Genomic DNA, 16,340 nt, shown 5'->3' with positions numbered 1-16,340 from the left:
GCACTCCTTTCGCATGATGCAACGCGATCGGATCGTCGATGGGGGAGGATGGAGGGCATGACCTCGACGACGTCCTCCCCCGTGGTGCCGGGAACCGAACCCTTCTCAGCAGACGGCGGCCCTGTCGGTGTGCTCCTGAGCCACGGGTTCACCGGCTCGCCGGCCTCGATGGTCCCTTGGGGCAGGCACCTCGCAGGACTCGGGCACACCGTCCGCGTACCCCGCCTCCCCGGGCACGGGACGACCTGGCAGGACCTGAACACCACCCGCTGGCAGGACTGGTACGGCGAGCTCGACGCCGCCCTGACCGACCTGCGCTCCACCTGCGCCCACGTCGTGGTCGCCGGCCTGTCGATGGGCGGATCCCTCGCGCTGAGCCTGGCCGAGCAGCGTCCCGACGATGTCGATGCGATCGTGCTGGTCAACCCCGCCGTCAACGTCGCCCGGCTGGACGTCAAGCTCGTGCCCGCACTCCAGTGGATCGTCCCCGCCATGCCGGGCGTCGCCAACGACATCAAGAAGCCCGGCCAGGACGAGATCGGCTATGACAAGACACCGCTCAAGGCGCTCGCATCACTGCTCCGGACGTGGAAGGTCATCCGCACGGACCTGCCGTCGGTCACGCAGCCCTTGTTGCTGTTCCGCTCCGACGACGATCACGTGGTCGATGCGTCCTCGAAGGACATCGTCCTGTCGGGCGTCTCCTCGACGATCAAGGAGTTCGTGGCCCTGCAGAACAGCTACCACGTCGCGACGATCGACAACGATGCTCAGCTGATCTTCGATCGCACCGCGGCATTCATCGCCGAGCACGTGGGCGCGAGTCGTGACTGAGCGCGACGACTTCGACAAGATCGTCGAGGGGCTCGAGCTCGACCTGTCGTTCGAGGACGAGGACGAGGTCGACAACAAGAAGCAGGCGGCCGAGCAACCGGCCGAGCCGGCGTGGTCACCGCGCACCGACGATGAGGTCGACGCCGCCGAGGAGCCGTTCTACCGCCAGGTCGAGCCGACTCCGCTGATCCCCCGGCGACGCGGCATCCTGCTGGCGTGGGCCGGCCTGATCGGCGCGCCCCTCTCGCTGGTCATCGCCACCCTGGCCGGGGTCCTGCTCGACCGGCCGATCGTGGCGGGCGCCTCGCTCACTTTCGTCGCAGCGGCGATCTATTTGATCTTGCAGTTGCCCGAACACGGGCCCTCGCGGAGGGATTGGCCGGACGACGGCGCCGTGCTGTGAGCCTCGCCATGTCGGCCGCTCCGATGAGACCGGCCTCGGGTCCCAGGTGCGCGCGCACGATCCTCGCCTCGGCGCGATAGCCGCGACCGGTCAGCGTTCGGCTGAAGGCCGCGCGTGCAGGTCCGACCAACAGCTCGCCGGCATCGCTGACCCCGCCCCCGATGACGAACATCCCCGGGTCGAGGGCGGCGGCGAGGTTGGCGATCCCCACGCCCAGCCAGTCACCGACCTCAGCGATCCACTGGACCGCCTCATCGTTGCCGGCCTGGGCGTGCTTGGTGACGAGGTGGCCCTCGATTGCCTCGACCGTGCCTCCGGACTCGATCAGGAGTGCCTTGCCGAACTCGGTGCCCTCGGTCGCCGCGGCCCGCGCGCGGCGAGTCAGCACCCGGCCACTCGCATACTGTTCCCAGCAACCGAGGTTGCCGCACTCGCACGGGTTGCCGCCCGGGACGACCTGCATGTGGCCGAACTCCCCCGCAATCCCGAACTGCCCTCGATAGGGCTGTCCGTCGATCACGATCGCACCGCCGATGCCGGTGCCGAGAGTGATGAGCACCAGGTCGGCCTCGTTCTGGGCAGCGCCATATCGCCATTCGGCCCAGCCTGCTGCGTTGGCGTCATTGTCCACGAGCACCGGGAGCCCGGTCCGCCGCGCCACGGCATCGCGCAGCGGCTCGTGCCGCCAGGCCAGGTGGGGAGCGAAGAGGACCGTCGACTGTGTCGCATCGACGAATCCTGCCGCCCCGACGCCGATCGCACGGATGTGGTGCTCGCGGCGGAACTCCTCGGTGATGTCCGCGATCGCGTCGATGACCTGGAGCGGCTCGGTGGTGGGGGTCTCGCGCTTGAGCCGGGCCAGGACATGGCCGTCCTCATCGACGACCCCGGCAGCGATCTTGGTGCCACCGATGTCGATCCCGACTGCCAGCTTGTCGGCCATCAGGCTGGCTCGACCCGGGCCAGATCGGCGGCACCGATGAGACCGGCCTGGTTGCCCAACGCCGCAAGCCGCAGGGCCGCCTCAGGGCGATGCGCGCGTGCCGGGAGGTGGATCGCAAATGCCTCGATGACCGGGTCCAGCAGCAGGTCCCCGGCCGCTGCGACTCCTCCGCCGATCGCGATGACACTCGGATCGAGGATCGTCGCGAGCACCGCAACGCCCTCACCGATCCAGCGACCCACATCGGTGAGCAGCTCGACCGCGAGAGGGTCACCCTGCTGCGCCAGCGTGGTGATCGCCGGACCCGTGATGCGCGACAGGTCGCCGTCGGCCAGCGCCGCGATGGCCGTGGCGCTGTCGTCACCGTTGGACACCCGCTCGCGCGCGTCGCGCACAAGGGCACTGCCGCTGGCGTACTGCTCGAAACAACCGTGCTGACCGCAGCCGCACAAGATGCCGTCCGGGACGATCCGCATGTGACCAATCTCAGCCGCGACGCCGAAACCGCCGCGGAACAGCTGCCCCTGATGCACGATGCCACCGCCGATGCCGGTGCCGACCGTCACGAGGAGCAGGTCGTCGGTGTCCTCGCCGGCGCCGAACCTGAACTCGCCCCACGCCGCAGCGTTGGCGTCATTCTCGACCACGACGGGCAGGTCGACGAGCGCGCGGACATGCGCGGCGAGGGGCTCCTCGCGCCAGTCGATGTTGGGCGCGAAACGCACCGTCGCCCGGTCCTCGCCGACGAAGCCGGCCGCGCCGATGCCGATACCGGCGACGTCCTCATCACCGACCAGACGCCCGACGAGGTCTGCCACGATCGCGGGGATCTTGGTCGAGTCGTCAGGAGTGGGCTCAGCAGCGGAGTCGAGGATCTCGCCGGACTCGGACACGAGCCCGGCGGCGATCTTGGTCCCCCCGATGTCGACGCCAACGGCACGTGTCATGGGTTGTCCCGGGGCGTGGTCAGTGCGGTGTCGATCAGGTCACGGAGGGAGCGAGCGAGCTGTGTCGCGGACTCCGAGACCTTGGCGATCGCATCCGGGTTGTCCCGCACGAAGCCCGCGACCTGGCATACCGGGCACCACGTCGTCGTGCACATGTGTGCGGAGTCGACGCCTTCGCCGGCCGACGGCTGGGCGGCCATGGCACGGAACAGCTTGAATGCCTCCTCGGCGACCGAGCCGACCTGGTTGGTTGCGGCAGAGTCTGCAGTGGAGCTGGACCCTGTCACAGCGCCTCGACCTGTTTCTTCAACCCCTTCAGGGCGGTGTCGATGATGACCTTCTCGGCCTTGCGCTTGAGCATCCCGAGCAACGGGACGGAGACATCGACCGCAAGCTGGTAGGTGACGCGGGTCTGGGTGCGGTCAACCGGCTCGAGGACGTATGCCCCGTCCATCGACTTCAGCATCGCGCCCTTCTCGGTGAGGCTCCACGACACCGACCGGTCACCGTCCCAGGTATAACCGAGGTCGTACTCGTCACGGATCGGGGCGGCATCGAGGACGAAGTGCACCTGGCGAGCCCGGCCCCCGTCTGCGGCCGCGACGACATCGGCAGTCTTGACCCCGGTGGCCCAGTCCGGATAGGCGCCGAAGTCGGCGATGACGTCCATGATCCGCCCGGCCGGAGCGTCGATGACGATGTCGCTCGTGGTTCGCGCCATCACCCCTCCTCGTCCGGCCCGCTGTGTCACCCCATGCTAGTGGTCACGCCGCCGAACACTCCCCCGGGGAGGGCGACGCCCGGGGGCGCCCACCCGTTCTGGACCTTGCAGCCCGGGCGAGTAGCCTGCGGTACGTGACGCAGGCACATACGCCCGAACTGGGCAACCTCTCCGATGACATTCTCGACCGCCTCCCGGCGCATGCTGACGACGTCGCCCTGGCCCGGATGGTGGGCGACGGCTGGGAGGATGTCACGCTGGGCGCCTTCCACCAGGACGTGCTGGCGACCGCCAAGGGGCTGATCGCTGCGGGAGTCTCCACCGGGGACCGCGTCGCCCTGCTGTCCAAGACGAGGTACGAGTGGACCGTCGTCGACGACGCCAACTGGTGGGTCGGAGCGGCGACAGTCCCGATCTACGAGACATCCTCAACCGCGCAGATCGCCTGGATCCTGTCCGACTCCGGTGCTGTCGCGGCGGTCGTCGAGACCCAGGCGCACCTGGACCGCGTCGAGGAGGCACGCTCCGAGGCACCCGGCCTCACGCAGGTCTGGACGCTCGACCCCGGAGGGCTCGGCGGGATCGCCGCCGGCGGCACCGGGGTCAGTGACACCGACCTCGAAGCCCGTCGGACCTCGCTCACCAGTGAGACCCTCGCGACGCTGATCTACACCTCCGGCACGACGGGCCGTCCCAAGGGTTGCCAGCTGACGCACGGCAACTTCCGGCACGAGCTCGGCGCCGCGATCGACCAGCTCTCCGACCTGTTCGACCGCGACGGTGCGTCGACACTGCTCTTCCTGCCGCTGGCACACGTCTTTGCCCGCATCATCCAGGTCGGGGCGATCCGCTCGGGAGCCCGGCTCGGGCACACCGCCGACGTCAAGGACCTCGTGACGCACCTCGGCACATTCCAGCCGACCTTCGTGCTGGCCGTCCCGCGCGTCTTCGAGAAGGTCTTCAACACCGCCAGCAGCAAGGCGTACGCCGACGGCAAGGGCAAGATCTTCGACCGGGCCGCACAGACCGCCATCGCCTACAGCAAGGCGCTCGACAACGACTCCCCCGGCATCGTGCTCCGGGCACGGCACGCTGCATACGACAAGCTCGTCTTCGGCAAGCTCCGCGACGCGCTCGGCGGGCATGCCGAGTGGGCGATCTCGGGCGGTGCGCCGCTCGGCGACCGCCTCGCGCACTTCTATCGCGGCATCGGGGTGACAGTCCTGGAGGGCTACGGCCTGACCGAGACGACCGCGGCGCTGTGCGTCAACACCCCAGGCGACCAGCGGATCGGATCGGTCGGCCGGCCCTTGCCCGGCACCGAGGTCCGTGTCGCCCCCGACGGCGAGCTCCACTTCCGCGGACCGCAGGTCTTCTCGGGTTACTGGCGCAACGACGCGGCCACAGCGGAGGCGGTCGACCAGGACGGCTGGTTCTCCACCGGCGACCTCGGCGAGGTCGACGACGACGGATTCGTGCGTGTCACGGGGCGCAAGAAGGAGATCATCGTGACGGCCGGCGGCAAGAATGTCGCGCCGGCCATGCTCGAGGACCGCGTGCGTGCCAATCAGTACGTCAGTCAGTGCCTGGTGGTCGGGGACGGCAAGCCGTTCGTGGCCGCTCTCGTCACGATCGACACCGAGGCGTGGTCCGACGGTCTCGACGACCCGGCGCTGAAGGTCGAGGTCCAAAAGTCCGTCGACGACGCCAACTCACAGGTCTCGCAGGCCGAGTCGATCCGCAAGTTCGTGATCCTCCCAGAGGACTGGACCGAGGACAACGGCTATCTGACGCCCTCGTTCAAGGTCAAGCGCAACTCGGTCCTGCGCGATTTTCACGACACGGTCGAAGCGCTCTTCGACAGGTAGGCCCGCCAGTCGGAGGTCAGCTCCTCGACGCTCAGCCCGAACGACGTCTGCAGCGCCTTCTCAAGGGAAGTGCCGCCGATCACCGACGTGTAGAAGTCCACGACATCGGCGACGTCGTGGCGCTCTCCCAGCATGCGAAAGACCATCCACGCCGACTCGTAGACCGCGCCCAGCCCGTGCCGCCCGGCACCGAACTCGGACTCGGACGGCAGTCGCACGGGGAGCTTGTCAGCACGAACCTCGGCAAGGATCTGGCCGGCACTGACCGAAAGCGGGGCCGAGTCATCACGCAATGCCACGAAGTCGGCGAAGCCCTCCACGACCCAGCTCTCGGCCCGGGTTCCGACGGCATCGGTCAGCAGGTGGGTCGCCTCGTGGGACAGGACGACTTGGGCGGCTCGGCGATCCATGGTCGCGAACACCGCCGGATTGAGCACGATGACGGTGTCCGCCGACGACCCGCCGCGGCCGTCCAGCCGGGTGGTGACGGCGGCGATCTGGGCGATCTTGGCAGAAGCCTGGCCCACCAGCTGCGCCATCTGCTCCTGCGTGTTCGGGGACACGATCGTGAGATCGCCCTGCCTGCCGGGGACGGTACGTCCGACGGCCGTGCGCGCCTCCATTGCCATCGACTCGACCGGCAGCTCCTCGTCGCCACCGTCGACCCGGATGACGACTGCGCCGGAGCTCTGCTTGGTCGTGACAGCACCGGCCAGCCAGATCGGCAGGACTCCGTCCCGGGAGGTCGCACCGATGATCGAGAAGCGGCCGTCGGCCTGCGGTGCGACGCGGAACGCGACGGAGGACATGTGGACCGTCGAGGCATCCAGACCCGTTGCTTCCCCGGCCCGCCAGCTGACGTCGACGACGGCCAGCGCCGAGCCGTCAGCACGGTCCGTGACGTCGCCGCCTGAGACATACCGCAGCTCGACAGCCGTGGCGTCGAGGGCTTCGCGCGACTGCCAGGTCTGGCGCGCCAAGGCCTTGGCCGCATCCGTGGTGCCCGCTGCAGCGACGAAGGCCGACTCCGACTCGGCCTCGGAGAGTGCGCGGAACTGGGACGAGAGCCGGGTCGGTGCGTCTGCCGGGATACCGGCAGGTGTGTTGTCACCGGCTCCCTGCCACGGCCGCTGCCACAGGAGCACGGCAGCGCCGAGCGCGATCAGGACAAGGACTGCGACCGCGTTGGGTCCCAGTCTTCGGTCTGAGTCAGCCAACTCGCGCGGCTGTCGAGAAGCCCGAGAGGCTGGTGATCTCGACACTCTTGCCCGGTCGCGGCGCGTGAACGACCCGACCGTTGCCGAGGTACATGCCGTTGTGGGACATGTCGCCGTACGCCACGATGTCGCCGGGCTGCAGCTGTCCCATGGGGATGCGCCTGCCGGATGCGATCTGGGGCCCGACGACACGCGGGATCGAGACCCCGGCCGCCGCCCAGGCCTTCATCATCAGTCCTGAGCAGTCCCACCCGTTGGGTCCGGTGCCGCCGTAGACATAAGGCTCGCCGATCTGGGCCATGGCGAAGGCGATCGCGGTCTTGGCGCCGCCGGAGGCCTTCACGTCGAACTCGACGTCGGTGTTGCTGGAGTTGAGCTTGTCCTGCTGCGCAGCGGTGAGCCGGGCGAGCTCGGCCTTGGCCTCGGCATGCTTCTTGTTCATCGCGTCGCGCTTGGCGTCGGCAACCTTGGTGGAGGCGGCGAGATCGTCCTTGCGGTCCTGGAGCTGCGCGCGGCGGTTCTTGAGCTCCTTGCTCTTCTCACCGAACTGCTCCAGGGCATCGGCGCGGGTGCTGTTGAGTGCCTGCACAGCGCCCAGCCCGGCGAGGAACTCATCCGGATCGCCGCTGCTCAGCAGGCTGACGCTCGGTCCCAGCGGGGCATCCATCTGCTGCTGCGCGATCGCCTCGCCGAGCGCAGCCCGCTGCTTGTTGTAGTCGACGAGGCCGCGGTCGATGTCACCGCTGATGTCGTCGATCTCGTCCTGGGTCTGCTCGGCCTCGACATCCAGCTGGTTGACCTGCTCGTTCAGCGCCTCGGCCTTGTGGAACGCGATCTCGACGTCCTTGGGAGTGACCTTCGGTTCGGCCACCGCCGCAGGCAGCACGAAGAGGCCACCGATCAGCGCGAGAGCCGCCGCAGCGACGAATCCTTGACGACGTGTTCGGGTAGCGGGCAAGCGCACGCAAGACTCCTACATGTTCCTCGACGCCTACCGGGTGAGCTGACGGATTCGGGCCAAGGACGCCCTACGGTTCGCACGGATGCGATCCGATTCACCCCACACACCTGGGTCCCCGGTTCACCTCAGACATCTTCCCCATGCCTGCGGCAATTCGGCGGTGCGGCCGCCGTCGCCCTGGAGGGGCGGCGTTCACCGGACACACAAGGACCTACTGTAGGCGCAGCCTCGGGTCAGTTCAACCAGCTAACCCACCTGTGTCTCTGGACCTGTGACCGGAGTCACCAGCCGAAGGGGTGGCGTGAGTCCGGCGTCGGCGAGCACACCGAGCGCTGCCATCTCTTCCGGGTCGATCTCGATGCCGGCCGGTGGCGCCCCCAGCAAGACCGTGACGATGCAGTCGCCGCAGGCACGCGGACCGCGTACGACACACCGGTCGCAATCGACGACCACGGAGTCGGTGGGTGAGTCTTCCAACATGTCGGCACCTCCTGTGCTGGCAGGCCCCGCAGTTCGGGGTCATCAACCACGGTAGAAGCGGGTCAGGACAAAAACGCCGCGCATTGCAGGTTCCGTCGCTCTGTCGGTGTGGCCACCTACCGTGAACGACATGCAGGTAGTTCAGGGATCGTTCGACGAGCTCGGCCGTCCCCTGTCCGACACGACGTTCTGTGTCGTCGACCTCGAGACCACTGGCGGCTCTGCCGCCAAGGGGTCCCGGATCACCGAGTTCGGTGCCGTCAAGATTCGCGGCGGTGAGGTCATCGGTGAGTTCCAGACCCTGGTCAACCCCGATGAGGCGATCCCGGCATACATCACGGTTCTGACCGGCATCACCAACCAGATGGTCATCGGCGCTCCCCGCATCGCGGAAGTGCTGCCGAGCTTTCTCGAGTTCGCGCGCGGCAGCGTGCTCGTCGCCCACAACGCGCCGTTCGACGTCGGATTCCTCAAGCACTTCAGTCGTGAGCTGGCGATCCCGTGGCCCGGATTCGAGACACTCGACACCGCGATCCTCGCCCGGCGGGTGCTGTCGCGCGAAGAGGTGCCCAACTGCAAGCTCTCGACGCTCGCCGCGGCATTCTCAGCCTCAACGACCCCCAACCACCGCGCGCTGTCCGACGCCCGGGCCACGGTCGACGTCCTGCACGCCCTGTTCGAGCGGTTGGGTCCGCTCGGCGTCACGACGCTGGAGGAGGTGTCGACCTACACCTCCAAGGTCAAGCCCGAGCAGCGCAAGAAGCGTCATCTCGCCGAGCACCTCCCGGAGGCCCCTGGGGTCTACCTCTTCCGCGACGCCCGCGACCAGATCCTCTACGTCGGCACGTCCCGCAATCTGCGGGTGCGGACGCGCTCCTACTTCACCAAGGCCGAGACCCGCACCCGCATGGGTGAGATGGTCATGCTCGCCCAACGGATCGAGGGCATCGTCTGCGCAACGGCACTCGAGGCCCAGGTGCGCGAGCTGCGCCTGATCGGCAAGCACCGGCCGCCCTACAACCGCCGCTCCCGGTTCCCCGAGCGGCTGAGCTGGCTCAAGCTGACCCGAGAGCCCTGGCCACGACTCTCGATCGTCCGCAAGATCCTCGATGACGACGCCGACTACATCGGCCCGTTCCGCGGCCGGGCGGCCGCCGAGGGGGCGCTCACCGCCCTGCACGACTCGTTCCGCATCCGCCAGTGCACCACCAAGATGGCCAAGAAGCCGCGTATCTCGGCCTGCGCGCTCGCCGAGATGGGTCACTGTCTCTCACCGTGCGACGGTTCGGCCGATCTCGACACCTATGCCGTGGAGGTCGCGCGGGTCCGCAGCGCCATGACCGGTGATCCCGAGGAGCTCGTGACCGCGATCCGCGCCCGCATGCTCGACCTCGCCCGCACCGAGCGCTTCGAGGACGCCGCGATCTGGCGCGACCGGCTCACCGGATTCCTTCGGGCGGTCGTGCGCACACAGCGACTGCGCGAGCTGACCGGCACCGCCGAGCTGGTCGCGGCCGCACCTCACCCCGACGGGTGGGAGATCCACGTCATCCGCTTCGGCCGGCTCGCAGCCGCCGGGGTCATGCCACGCGGCATGCACCCGATCGGCTGGATAGATGCACTGCTGGCGACGGCCGAGACCGTCGAGCCGGGTTTCGGCCCGATCCCGGCCGCCACCGCCGAGGAGACCGAGACCCTCCTGCGCTGGCTGGACTCCCCCGGCCTGCGCATGGCCCGCGGCTCGTGGCACACGCCCCTGGGCGGCGCGGCACGGCACCTGTCGCCGTTCGAGGACGCCACCGCCTCGTGGCACGGACTCCAGCGGCCCGGTTAGGCCGTCGGCCGATCAGGCACTCATCCGATTAGTCTGGGCAGATGATCACCGCCATCGTCTTCATCCAGGCTGACGTCTCGCATCTGTCCGAGACCGCTGAGCAGATCGCCGCGATCCCGGGTGTGAGCGAGGTCTACTCCGTGACCGGCGACCTCGACCTCGTCGCGATGGTCCGAGTCCGCGAGCACGACGACATCGCGCGGGTGATCGCCGATCAGCTCAACAAGGTCGAGGGTGTCCTGGCGACGCAGACCCAGATCGCGTTCCAGACGTTCAGCCAGCACGACCTCGAGGACGCCTTCAGCATTGGCCTCTGACCCCGCTGTCAGACGAGCGTCTGGGTCGTCCTCGCCCATGCGTTGAGGACGTTGGTCGCAGACCCGGAGTCGATCGACTCCCCGGCCCGCTCGATCCCCGACCTGAGTCGTGACTCCAGGTCTCCGCTTGCCGCTTCGTGGGCGGCGATGGCCGCCCCGGCGTTGAGCAGCACCGCGGTGCGTACTGACGACTGCTCGCCGCCCAGCACCCGCTCGAACACCTTGGCGTTGAACGCCGCGTCGCCGCCGGCGAGCTCCGACCCCGGGGTGTAGTCGAAGCCGAGTGCGCGCGGGTCGATCGTCTCCTCGGACACATCGGCGGACCCACCGCCTGAGATCCACACCCGGGACGTCGTGGTCGTGGTGATCTCGTCGAGCCCGTCCTCGCCTCGGAACACGAAGGCATCGGCGCCGCGAGCCGCGAGTACACCGGCCATGATCGGCGCCATTCGGAGGTCCGCCACCCCGACTGCCATGGCTGCGGGCCGCGCCGGGTTGGTCAGCGGGCCGAGGAAGTTGAACGTCGTGGCGATCCCGAGCTCGCGGCGCGGCGCGGCGGCGAATCGCAGCGACGAGTGAAAGACCGGCGCAAAGCAGAACGTGATGCCGGTGGCATGCAGCACCTCGAGGATCTTGGTCGGGGGGACGTCGAGGCGGACCCCCAGCTCCTCGAGCACATCGGCCGACCCGCTCGCGCTCGACGCGGCCCGGTTGCCGTGCTTGACCACAGGGATGCCGGCTCCGGCGATCACCACGGCCGACATGGTGGAGATGTTGACGGTCTTGGCTCGATCGCCTCCCGTACCCACGATGTCGACGACACGCCCATCGACCTCGAGCGGGATGGCGTGGTGATACATCGAGTCGACCAGGCCCTGCACCTCGGCGAGCGTCTCACCCTTGCTCCGCAGCGCGACGGCGAACCCGGCGATCTGCGCAGGAGTCGCATTACCGCTGAGGATCTCCTCCATCGCCCATGCGGTCGCCGAGGCAGCCAGGTCCTGGCCCGCCACGAGGGACGAGAGGACGTCGGGCCAGGTATGGGACATCGCGGCCGTCAGCCGGGTTGGAGCACACCGTGCGCGAGGTCTGTGACGACCTCGGCGAGGCGGATCGGCTCGATCGGGTGCGCGAGGGCGGCCTCGGCGCGGGACCACGTGGCGAGCCAGGCGTCCTGCGGGCGGCCGGTCAGCACCAGCACCGGCGGCGACTGGTAGATCTCGTCCTTGATCTGTCGGGCGATGCCCAGGCCGCCGGCGGGCACAGCCTCGCCGTCGAGGATCGCCAGGTCGATCTTGCCCTCGTCGAGGTGCTGGAACACGACGGGCTCGGTCGCGCACTCGACATATTCGAACAGCGGGAGATCGGGATCGGGGCGAGCGCCGAGCGCTGACAGCACGGCAGCACGAACGTCTCGATCATCGCTGTAGACCAGGACACGTAGGGGCTTGTGCTCGCTCACGGGACGATCGTACATAATGATCGCGTGGCGACTACATCCGTGATTCCTGCTTCCCGACTCCATGGCCAAGAAGGCCGCCCGTCGATGGTGACGGTAGGGACGATCGTGTGGCTCTCCAGCGAGCTGATGTTCTTCGCCGGCCTGTTTGCGGCCTACTTCACGATCCGCAACATCTCGCCTGAGCTGTGGGCCCAGGAGACCGAGAAGCTCAACATCCCGTTCGCCACCGCCAACACCCTGATCCTGGTGCTCTCGTCGGTCGCCTGTCAGTTCGGCGTGTTCGCAGCGGAGCGCGGCAAGGCCGGCCGCTCCGGCAAGCTCCACCAGCTCAAGCTGTGGGGCATGCGCGAGTGGTTCGTCCTGACCTATCTGATGGGTGCTGTCTTCATCGGTGGCCAGGCCACCGAGTACGCCGAGCTCGTGCACGAGAACGTCACGATCGCCGACTCCCCCTACGGCAGCCTGTTCTATCTCGCGACCGGGTTCCACGGCCTGCACGTGATCGGTGGCCTGATCGCATTCCTGCTGGTCATAGGCCGTACGTTCGCCGCGCGCAAGTTCACCCATGAGCAGGCGATCTCCGCGATTGTCGTGTCCTACTACTGGCACTTCGTGGACATCGTGTGGGTCGGGCTCTTCGCCACGATCTACATCATTCAATAAGGCTGACCTCACTGCAGGTCGGGCGCCTGCCCGAAGGTATTCTGAGTGTCAGCAAGACTTCCAGGAATGAGGTTCTCGGTGCGGAAACTGTCCACCAGACGCCGGCACCCACTCGCCGGCTTTGTCGTGCTCCTGATGGGCCTCGTGGTTGTCGGAGGCCTCTACACGGCACTGGCGCCCAAGCCCGCGACCGCCGAGGCTGCGACGACACAAGACGTCGAGGCCGGTCGTCAGCTGTTCCTGATCGGCTGTGCCAGCTGCCACGGCAAGAACGCCGGAGGCATCGAGACCAAGCGCGGCGGCAACTACGGTCCGTCCCTGGTCGGCGTCGGGGCCGCCGCAGTCGACTTCCAGGTCGGCACGGGCCGGATGCCGATGGCGCAGTCCGCCCCGCAGGCTCCCCGCAAGGCCCCTGAGTACGACGCCGAGGAGACCAAGCAGCTCGCGGCCTTCGTCGCTTCCCTGGGCCCCGGCCCGGCCGTCCCGGACGGCGAATACACCGACATCTCCGACAAGACGCCTGAGCAGATCGCCGAGGGTGGCGAGTTCTTCCGCACCAACTGCACTGCCTGCCACAACTCGGTCGGTGCGGGCGGCGCGATGCCCGGCGGCAAGTACGCCCCGACGATCGAGGACGTCAGCGCCAAGCACATCGCGGAGGCCATGATCACCGGCCCGCAGCAGATGCCGGTCTTCTCCGACGCGGTCATCACGCCTGAGGACAAGAGCAACGTCATCGCCTACATCAAGCGGCTCCAGGATCAGCCCAGCTACGGCGGCCTGGCCGGCGGCGGCCTGGGCCCCGTGGTCGAGGGCCTGTTCACCTGGATCATCGGCATTGGCGGTCTCGTGATCGCGGCAATCTGGATCGGCGCACACGGAGCGAGGGTGAAGAAGAAATGACCGACGAGCTGGATCGTCGCCCCGACACCGAGCCGGTCAAGGACCCCGGTCTGGCGGAGCACGCATATCGCCTGACCGACGTCGACCCGGCGCAGGAGAAGCGGGCCGAGCGGCAGATCTCCGGAATGTTCTTCGCTGCGACCCTGCTGCTCGTCGGATTCGTCGTGGCATACATCGCGATCGACAAGGACCAGACGTTCCTCGGCTGGTCGGCGATGAACTTCGCGCTCGGGTCGACGCTCGGATTTGCGATGCTGCTGATGGGCGTCGGAATCATCCAGTGGGCCAAGAAGCTCATGGGCGATCACGAGATGGTCGAGATGCGTCACCCCTCGGCATCGCCGGCCGAGGACCGGGCCGCGGTGCTCGACGACCTCAACGCGGGCATCTCCGAGTCCGGCTTCGGCCGCCGCCCGATGATCCGCAACTCCCTGCTCGGCGCGATGGGCGCCCTCGGTCTGCCGGCCATCGTCCTGCTCCGCGATCTCGGACCCCTGCCCCACGGCCAGCGCGACACGGTCTGGAAAAAGGGCATGCGGGTCGTCAACGACGTCTCAGGCACCCCGATCAAGCCGTCCGACCTCGAGGTCGGTCAGCTCGTCAACGCCGAGCCGGCCATCATGTATGAGACCGACGCCGAGGGTGAGCACGTGCTGCACGGCACCGAGCTCCTGCAGGCCAAGTCCAAGGCCGCGGTCATCGTGGTGCGGATGCGCCCCGAGGACGTCACGGCGTCCAAGGGACGCGAGAACTGGGGCATCGACGGCATCCTCTGCTATTCCAAGATCTGCACCCACGTCGGTTGCCCGATCAGCCTCTATGAGCAGCAGACGCACCACGTGCTGTGCCCGTGCCACCAGTCGACCTTCGACCTCGCAGACAACGGCCGGGTGACCTTCGGCCCCGCTCACCGTCCGCTCCCGCAGCTGCCGCTCGCGCTGGACTCCGAGGGCTACATCGTGGCGGTCAGCGACTTCCCCGACATCGTGGCCCCCAGCTATCCTGAGTTGGCGCGCGACCAGAAGAAGTTGGACAATAAGTCATGAGCACGGACGAGCACACCAAGATCCAGGACACCGGACTGGGCAAAAAGTCCGCCGGTCCGGTCGAGTGGCTGGATGATCGACTCGGCCTCGCAACCGTCGCCAAGAAGAATCTCCGCAAGGTCTTCCCTGAGCACTGGTCCTTCATGCTGGGCGAGATCGCCCTCTGGAGCTTCGTCGTCCTGCTGCTGACCGGTGTGTTCCTGACGTTCTGGTTCCAGCCCAGCATGGCTGAGGTTCCCTATCAGGGTTCCTACTTGCCGCTCAACGGTGTCGAGATGTCCCAGGCCTTCGAGTCGACGCTGCGGATCTCGTTCGACATCCGTGGCGGCCTGCTGATCCGGCAGATCCACCACTGGGCGGCCGCGCTGTTCATCGCCGCGATGATCCTGCACATGCTCCGCGTCTTCTTCACCGGCGCCTACCGCAAGCCGCGCGAGATCAACTGGCTGATCGGCGTGGGCCTCCTCTCGCTGGGCCTGATCGAAGGCTTCGCGGGCTACTCGCTGCCTGACGACCTGCTCTCGGGGACGGGCCTGCGATTCGTCGACGGGCTGATGCGCTCGATGCCGATCGTCGGGTCCTATCTCGAGTTCTTCGTGTTCGGCGGCGAGTTCCCCGGCGATGTCATCATCCCGCGCCTCTACATGGCTCACATCCTGCTGATCCCCGCTCTCCTGCTGGGGCTGATCGGTGCGCACATGCTCCTGCTGGTCTTCCACAAGCACACGCAGTGGCCTGGCCCCGGACGTACCGAGCAGAATGTCGTCGGCTATCCGATGCTTCCGGTCTATGCCGCCAAGGCCGGCGGATTCTTCTTCGTGGTGTTCGGCTTCACCGCCCTGATGGGCGCATTCCTGCAGATCAACCCGATCTGGGTCTATGGCCCATACAACCCTTCCGAGGTCACCGCCGGCTCCCAGCCGGACTGGTACATGGGCTTCTCCGAGGGCGCGGTGCGCCTCATGCCCGGGTGGGAGAGCACGTTCTTCAACTACACGTGGAGCTGGAACGTCGTCATCCCCGCGGTGGGTGCCATGACGATGCTGTTCGTCGTGCTGGGCGCATGGCCGTTCATCGAGAAGTTCATGACCGGCGACAAGCGCGAGCACCATCTGCTCGAACGGCCGCGCAACGCCCCGGTCCGTACCGGCCTGGGTGTCGCGGGCATGACGGCCTACGCGGTCCTCTGGATCGCCGGCGGCAACGACATTATCGCGACCCAGTTCAACATGGACATCTACGCGATCACGTGGTTCTTGCGGATCGGCCTGTTCGTGCTTCCCGTCGTCGCCTACATGATCACCAAGCGAATCTGCATCGGCCTGCAGCGGGCCGACGCCAACCGCATCCTGCACGGCTATGAGACCGGCGTCATCGAGCGTTCACCCGACGGCGGCTTCACCGAGCGCCACGGTCCCCTGCCGGTGTCGGCTCAGTACACGCTGACCGCTCACGACCGCGTGCCCGCGATCGAGGCTCCCGCCGAGACCGACAAGAACGGTGTCGCGGCTCCGCACGGATTCAAGGCCAAGCTGCAGGCCAGGGCCAAGGCGTTCTACTACGACGGCGCGCTCGACAAGCCCACCGTCCATGACGTCCAGCACGCCGATGAGCACCTGCGTGAGCACGACGGTCACCCCGTGGCACTCGGCGAGGAGTTCCAGGGCGTCTCCGAGACCGGTATCCCCCGCGTTCACTGACCTCCCCACCCGCTGGGAGTGACACTTTTGAGGCGCGCTGC

Annotated in this window: 18 protein-coding genes and 1 riboswitch; of the genes, 9 read left to right on the top strand and 9 right to left on the bottom strand. The window is 67.7% G+C overall.

Annotated features, from left to right (window positions below):
- The first annotated feature begins 57 nt into the window (after positions 1-57).
- Both WKF39_RS01050 and WKF39_RS01045 read left to right on the top strand, forming a co-directional pair.
- The gene (locus WKF39_RS01050; protein ID WP_340385048.1) at positions 58-834 is read left to right on the top strand and encodes an alpha/beta fold hydrolase; all 777 of its coding nucleotides are present in this window, start codon (positions 58-60) and stop codon (positions 832-834) included.
- Positions 827-1,237 carry a hypothetical protein gene (locus WKF39_RS01045; protein WP_340385046.1) on the top strand — a complete coding sequence of 137 codons (411 nt, stop codon included), beginning with the start codon at positions 827-829 and terminating at the stop codon, positions 1,235-1,237. Before WKF39_RS01050 ends, WKF39_RS01045 begins: the two co-directional genes overlap by 8 nt.
- Here WKF39_RS01045 and WKF39_RS01040 read toward each other — a convergent pair.
- Genes WKF39_RS01040 through WKF39_RS01025 form a run of 4 tightly spaced genes read right to left on the bottom strand, consistent with a single transcriptional unit; the run spans position 1,143 to position 3,848 of the window.
- Positions 1,143-2,180, bottom strand: a complete 1,038-nt coding sequence (locus WKF39_RS01040) for an ROK family glucokinase (RefSeq protein ID WP_340385044.1) — start codon at positions 2,178-2,180, stop codon at positions 1,143-1,145. The genes WKF39_RS01045 and WKF39_RS01040 overlap by 95 nt on opposite strands.
- Positions 2,180-3,127 carry an ROK family glucokinase gene (locus WKF39_RS01035; RefSeq protein WP_340385042.1) on the bottom strand — a complete coding sequence of 316 codons (948 nt, stop codon included), beginning with the start codon at positions 3,125-3,127 and terminating at the stop codon, positions 2,180-2,182. Before WKF39_RS01035 ends, WKF39_RS01040 begins: the two co-directional genes overlap by 1 nt.
- Entirely contained in the window at positions 3,124-3,414 is a 291-nt protein-coding gene (locus tag WKF39_RS01030; protein WP_340385041.1) for a hypothetical protein, read from the bottom strand. The genes WKF39_RS01035 and WKF39_RS01030 overlap by 4 nt, the downstream gene beginning before the upstream one ends.
- On the bottom strand, positions 3,411-3,848 hold the full coding sequence (locus tag WKF39_RS01025) for an SRPBCC family protein (RefSeq protein WP_340385040.1): 438 nt from the start codon (positions 3,846-3,848) through the stop codon (positions 3,411-3,413). The genes WKF39_RS01030 and WKF39_RS01025 overlap by 4 nt, the downstream gene beginning before the upstream one ends.
- Positions 3,849-3,982: 134 nt before the next feature.
- Between WKF39_RS01025 and WKF39_RS01020 the strand changes: the two genes are divergently transcribed.
- Positions 3,983-5,716 (top strand): AMP-dependent synthetase/ligase, encoded by a 1,734-nt coding sequence (locus tag WKF39_RS01020; protein ID WP_340385039.1) that lies wholly within the window; start codon positions 3,983-3,985, stop codon positions 5,714-5,716.
- On the opposite strand, the gene WKF39_RS01015 is transcribed toward WKF39_RS01020, so the two are convergent.
- From WKF39_RS01015 to WKF39_RS01005, 3 genes are all read right to left on the bottom strand, one after another.
- Entirely contained in the window at positions 5,683-6,933 is a 1,251-nt protein-coding gene (locus WKF39_RS01015; RefSeq protein ID WP_340385036.1) for a hypothetical protein, read from the bottom strand. The genes WKF39_RS01020 and WKF39_RS01015 overlap by 34 nt on opposite strands.
- Positions 6,926-7,897 carry an NlpC/P60 family protein gene (locus WKF39_RS01010; protein WP_340385034.1) on the bottom strand — a complete coding sequence of 324 codons (972 nt, stop codon included), beginning with the start codon at positions 7,895-7,897 and terminating at the stop codon, positions 6,926-6,928. The genes WKF39_RS01015 and WKF39_RS01010 overlap by 8 nt, the downstream gene beginning before the upstream one ends.
- Positions 7,898-7,906: 9 nt before the next feature.
- A riboswitch (cyclic di-AMP (ydaO/yuaA leader) is annotated at positions 7,907-8,064 on the bottom strand.
- A 76-nt stretch (positions 8,065-8,140) separates the two neighbouring features.
- Positions 8,141-8,374: a hypothetical protein gene (locus WKF39_RS01005; protein WP_340385032.1), complete on the bottom strand. Its 234-nt coding sequence runs from the start codon at positions 8,372-8,374 to the stop codon at positions 8,141-8,143.
- Between the two features lie 130 nt (positions 8,375-8,504).
- Between WKF39_RS01005 and WKF39_RS01000 the strand changes: the two genes are divergently transcribed.
- Complete coding sequence (locus tag WKF39_RS01000; protein ID WP_340385030.1) at positions 8,505-10,208, top strand: DEDD exonuclease domain-containing protein; 1,704 nt, start codon at positions 8,505-8,507, stop codon at positions 10,206-10,208.
- A 41-nt stretch (positions 10,209-10,249) separates the two neighbouring features.
- Positions 10,250-10,525, top strand: coding sequence for an Lrp/AsnC ligand binding domain-containing protein (locus WKF39_RS00995; protein ID WP_340385028.1), 276 nt, complete (start codon positions 10,250-10,252; stop codon positions 10,523-10,525).
- A gap of 8 nt (positions 10,526-10,533) precedes the next feature.
- Here the strand turns inward: WKF39_RS00995 and trpD are convergent, their stop codons facing one another.
- Together trpD and WKF39_RS00985 are read right to left on the bottom strand one after the other, a co-directional pair.
- Complete coding sequence (gene trpD / locus WKF39_RS00990; protein WP_340385027.1) at positions 10,534-11,574, bottom strand: anthranilate phosphoribosyltransferase; 1,041 nt, start codon at positions 11,572-11,574, stop codon at positions 10,534-10,536.
- A gap of 8 nt (positions 11,575-11,582) precedes the next feature.
- On the bottom strand, positions 11,583-11,987 hold the full coding sequence (locus WKF39_RS00985; RefSeq protein ID WP_340385025.1) for a hypothetical protein: 405 nt from the start codon (positions 11,985-11,987) through the stop codon (positions 11,583-11,585).
- A gap of 84 nt (positions 11,988-12,071) precedes the next feature.
- On the opposite strand from WKF39_RS00985, the gene WKF39_RS00980 reads away from it, so the two are divergent.
- From WKF39_RS00980 to WKF39_RS00965, 4 genes are all read left to right on the top strand, one after another.
- Positions 12,072-12,650, top strand: a complete 579-nt coding sequence (locus WKF39_RS00980; RefSeq protein ID WP_340385596.1) for a heme-copper oxidase subunit III — start codon at positions 12,072-12,074, stop codon at positions 12,648-12,650.
- Between the two features lie 78 nt (positions 12,651-12,728).
- Positions 12,729-13,553: a cytochrome c gene (locus WKF39_RS00975; protein WP_340385023.1), complete on the top strand. Its 825-nt coding sequence runs from the start codon at positions 12,729-12,731 to the stop codon at positions 13,551-13,553.
- Positions 13,550-14,599 carry a Rieske 2Fe-2S domain-containing protein gene (locus tag WKF39_RS00970; RefSeq protein WP_340385021.1) on the top strand — a complete coding sequence of 350 codons (1,050 nt, stop codon included), beginning with the start codon at positions 13,550-13,552 and terminating at the stop codon, positions 14,597-14,599. The genes WKF39_RS00975 and WKF39_RS00970 overlap by 4 nt, the downstream gene beginning before the upstream one ends.
- The gene (locus WKF39_RS00965) at positions 14,596-16,299 is read left to right on the top strand and encodes a cytochrome bc complex cytochrome b subunit (RefSeq protein WP_340385019.1); all 1,704 of its coding nucleotides are present in this window, start codon (positions 14,596-14,598) and stop codon (positions 16,297-16,299) included. Before WKF39_RS00970 ends, WKF39_RS00965 begins: the two co-directional genes overlap by 4 nt.
- The last annotated feature ends 41 nt before the right edge of the window (positions 16,300-16,340 follow it).

Source organism: Aeromicrobium sp., assembly GCF_037719875.1.
In the GTDB taxonomy this organism is placed as follows: Bacteria; Actinomycetota; Actinomycetes; order Propionibacteriales; family Nocardioidaceae; genus Aeromicrobium.
The sequence above is the reverse complement of the archived record's forward strand: the minus strand, read 5'-3'. Positions and strand labels throughout refer to the sequence as shown.

Excerpts from the sequence above, each read along its gene's own strand:
- WKF39_RS01050 (WP_340385048.1), top strand. The coding sequence starts at position 58 with ATGACCTCGACGACGTCCTCCCCCGTGGTGCCGGGAACCGAACCCTTC.
- WKF39_RS01040 (WP_340385044.1), bottom strand. The coding sequence starts at position 2,180 with ATGGCCGACAAGCTGGCAGTCGGGATCGACATCGGTGGCACCAAGATC.
- WKF39_RS01035 (WP_340385042.1), bottom strand. The coding sequence starts at position 3,127 with ATGACACGTGCCGTTGGCGTCGACATCGGGGGGACCAAGATCGCCGCC.
- WKF39_RS01025 (WP_340385040.1), bottom strand. The coding sequence starts at position 3,848 with ATGGCGCGAACCACGAGCGACATCGTCATCGACGCTCCGGCCGGGCGG.
- WKF39_RS01005 (WP_340385032.1), bottom strand. The coding sequence starts at position 8,374 with ATGTTGGAAGACTCACCCACCGACTCCGTGGTCGTCGATTGCGACCGG.
- WKF39_RS01000 (WP_340385030.1), top strand. The coding sequence starts at position 8,505 with ATGCAGGTAGTTCAGGGATCGTTCGACGAGCTCGGCCGTCCCCTGTCC.
- WKF39_RS00995 (WP_340385028.1), top strand. The coding sequence starts at position 10,250 with ATGATCACCGCCATCGTCTTCATCCAGGCTGACGTCTCGCATCTGTCC.
- trpD (WP_340385027.1), bottom strand. The coding sequence starts at position 11,574 with ATGTCCCATACCTGGCCCGACGTCCTCTCGTCCCTCGTGGCGGGCCAG.
- WKF39_RS00980 (WP_340385596.1), top strand. The coding sequence starts at position 12,072 with ATGGTGACGGTAGGGACGATCGTGTGGCTCTCCAGCGAGCTGATGTTC.
- WKF39_RS00970 (WP_340385021.1), top strand. The coding sequence starts at position 13,550 with ATGACCGACGAGCTGGATCGTCGCCCCGACACCGAGCCGGTCAAGGAC.
- WKF39_RS00965 (WP_340385019.1), top strand. The coding sequence starts at position 14,596 with ATGAGCACGGACGAGCACACCAAGATCCAGGACACCGGACTGGGCAAA.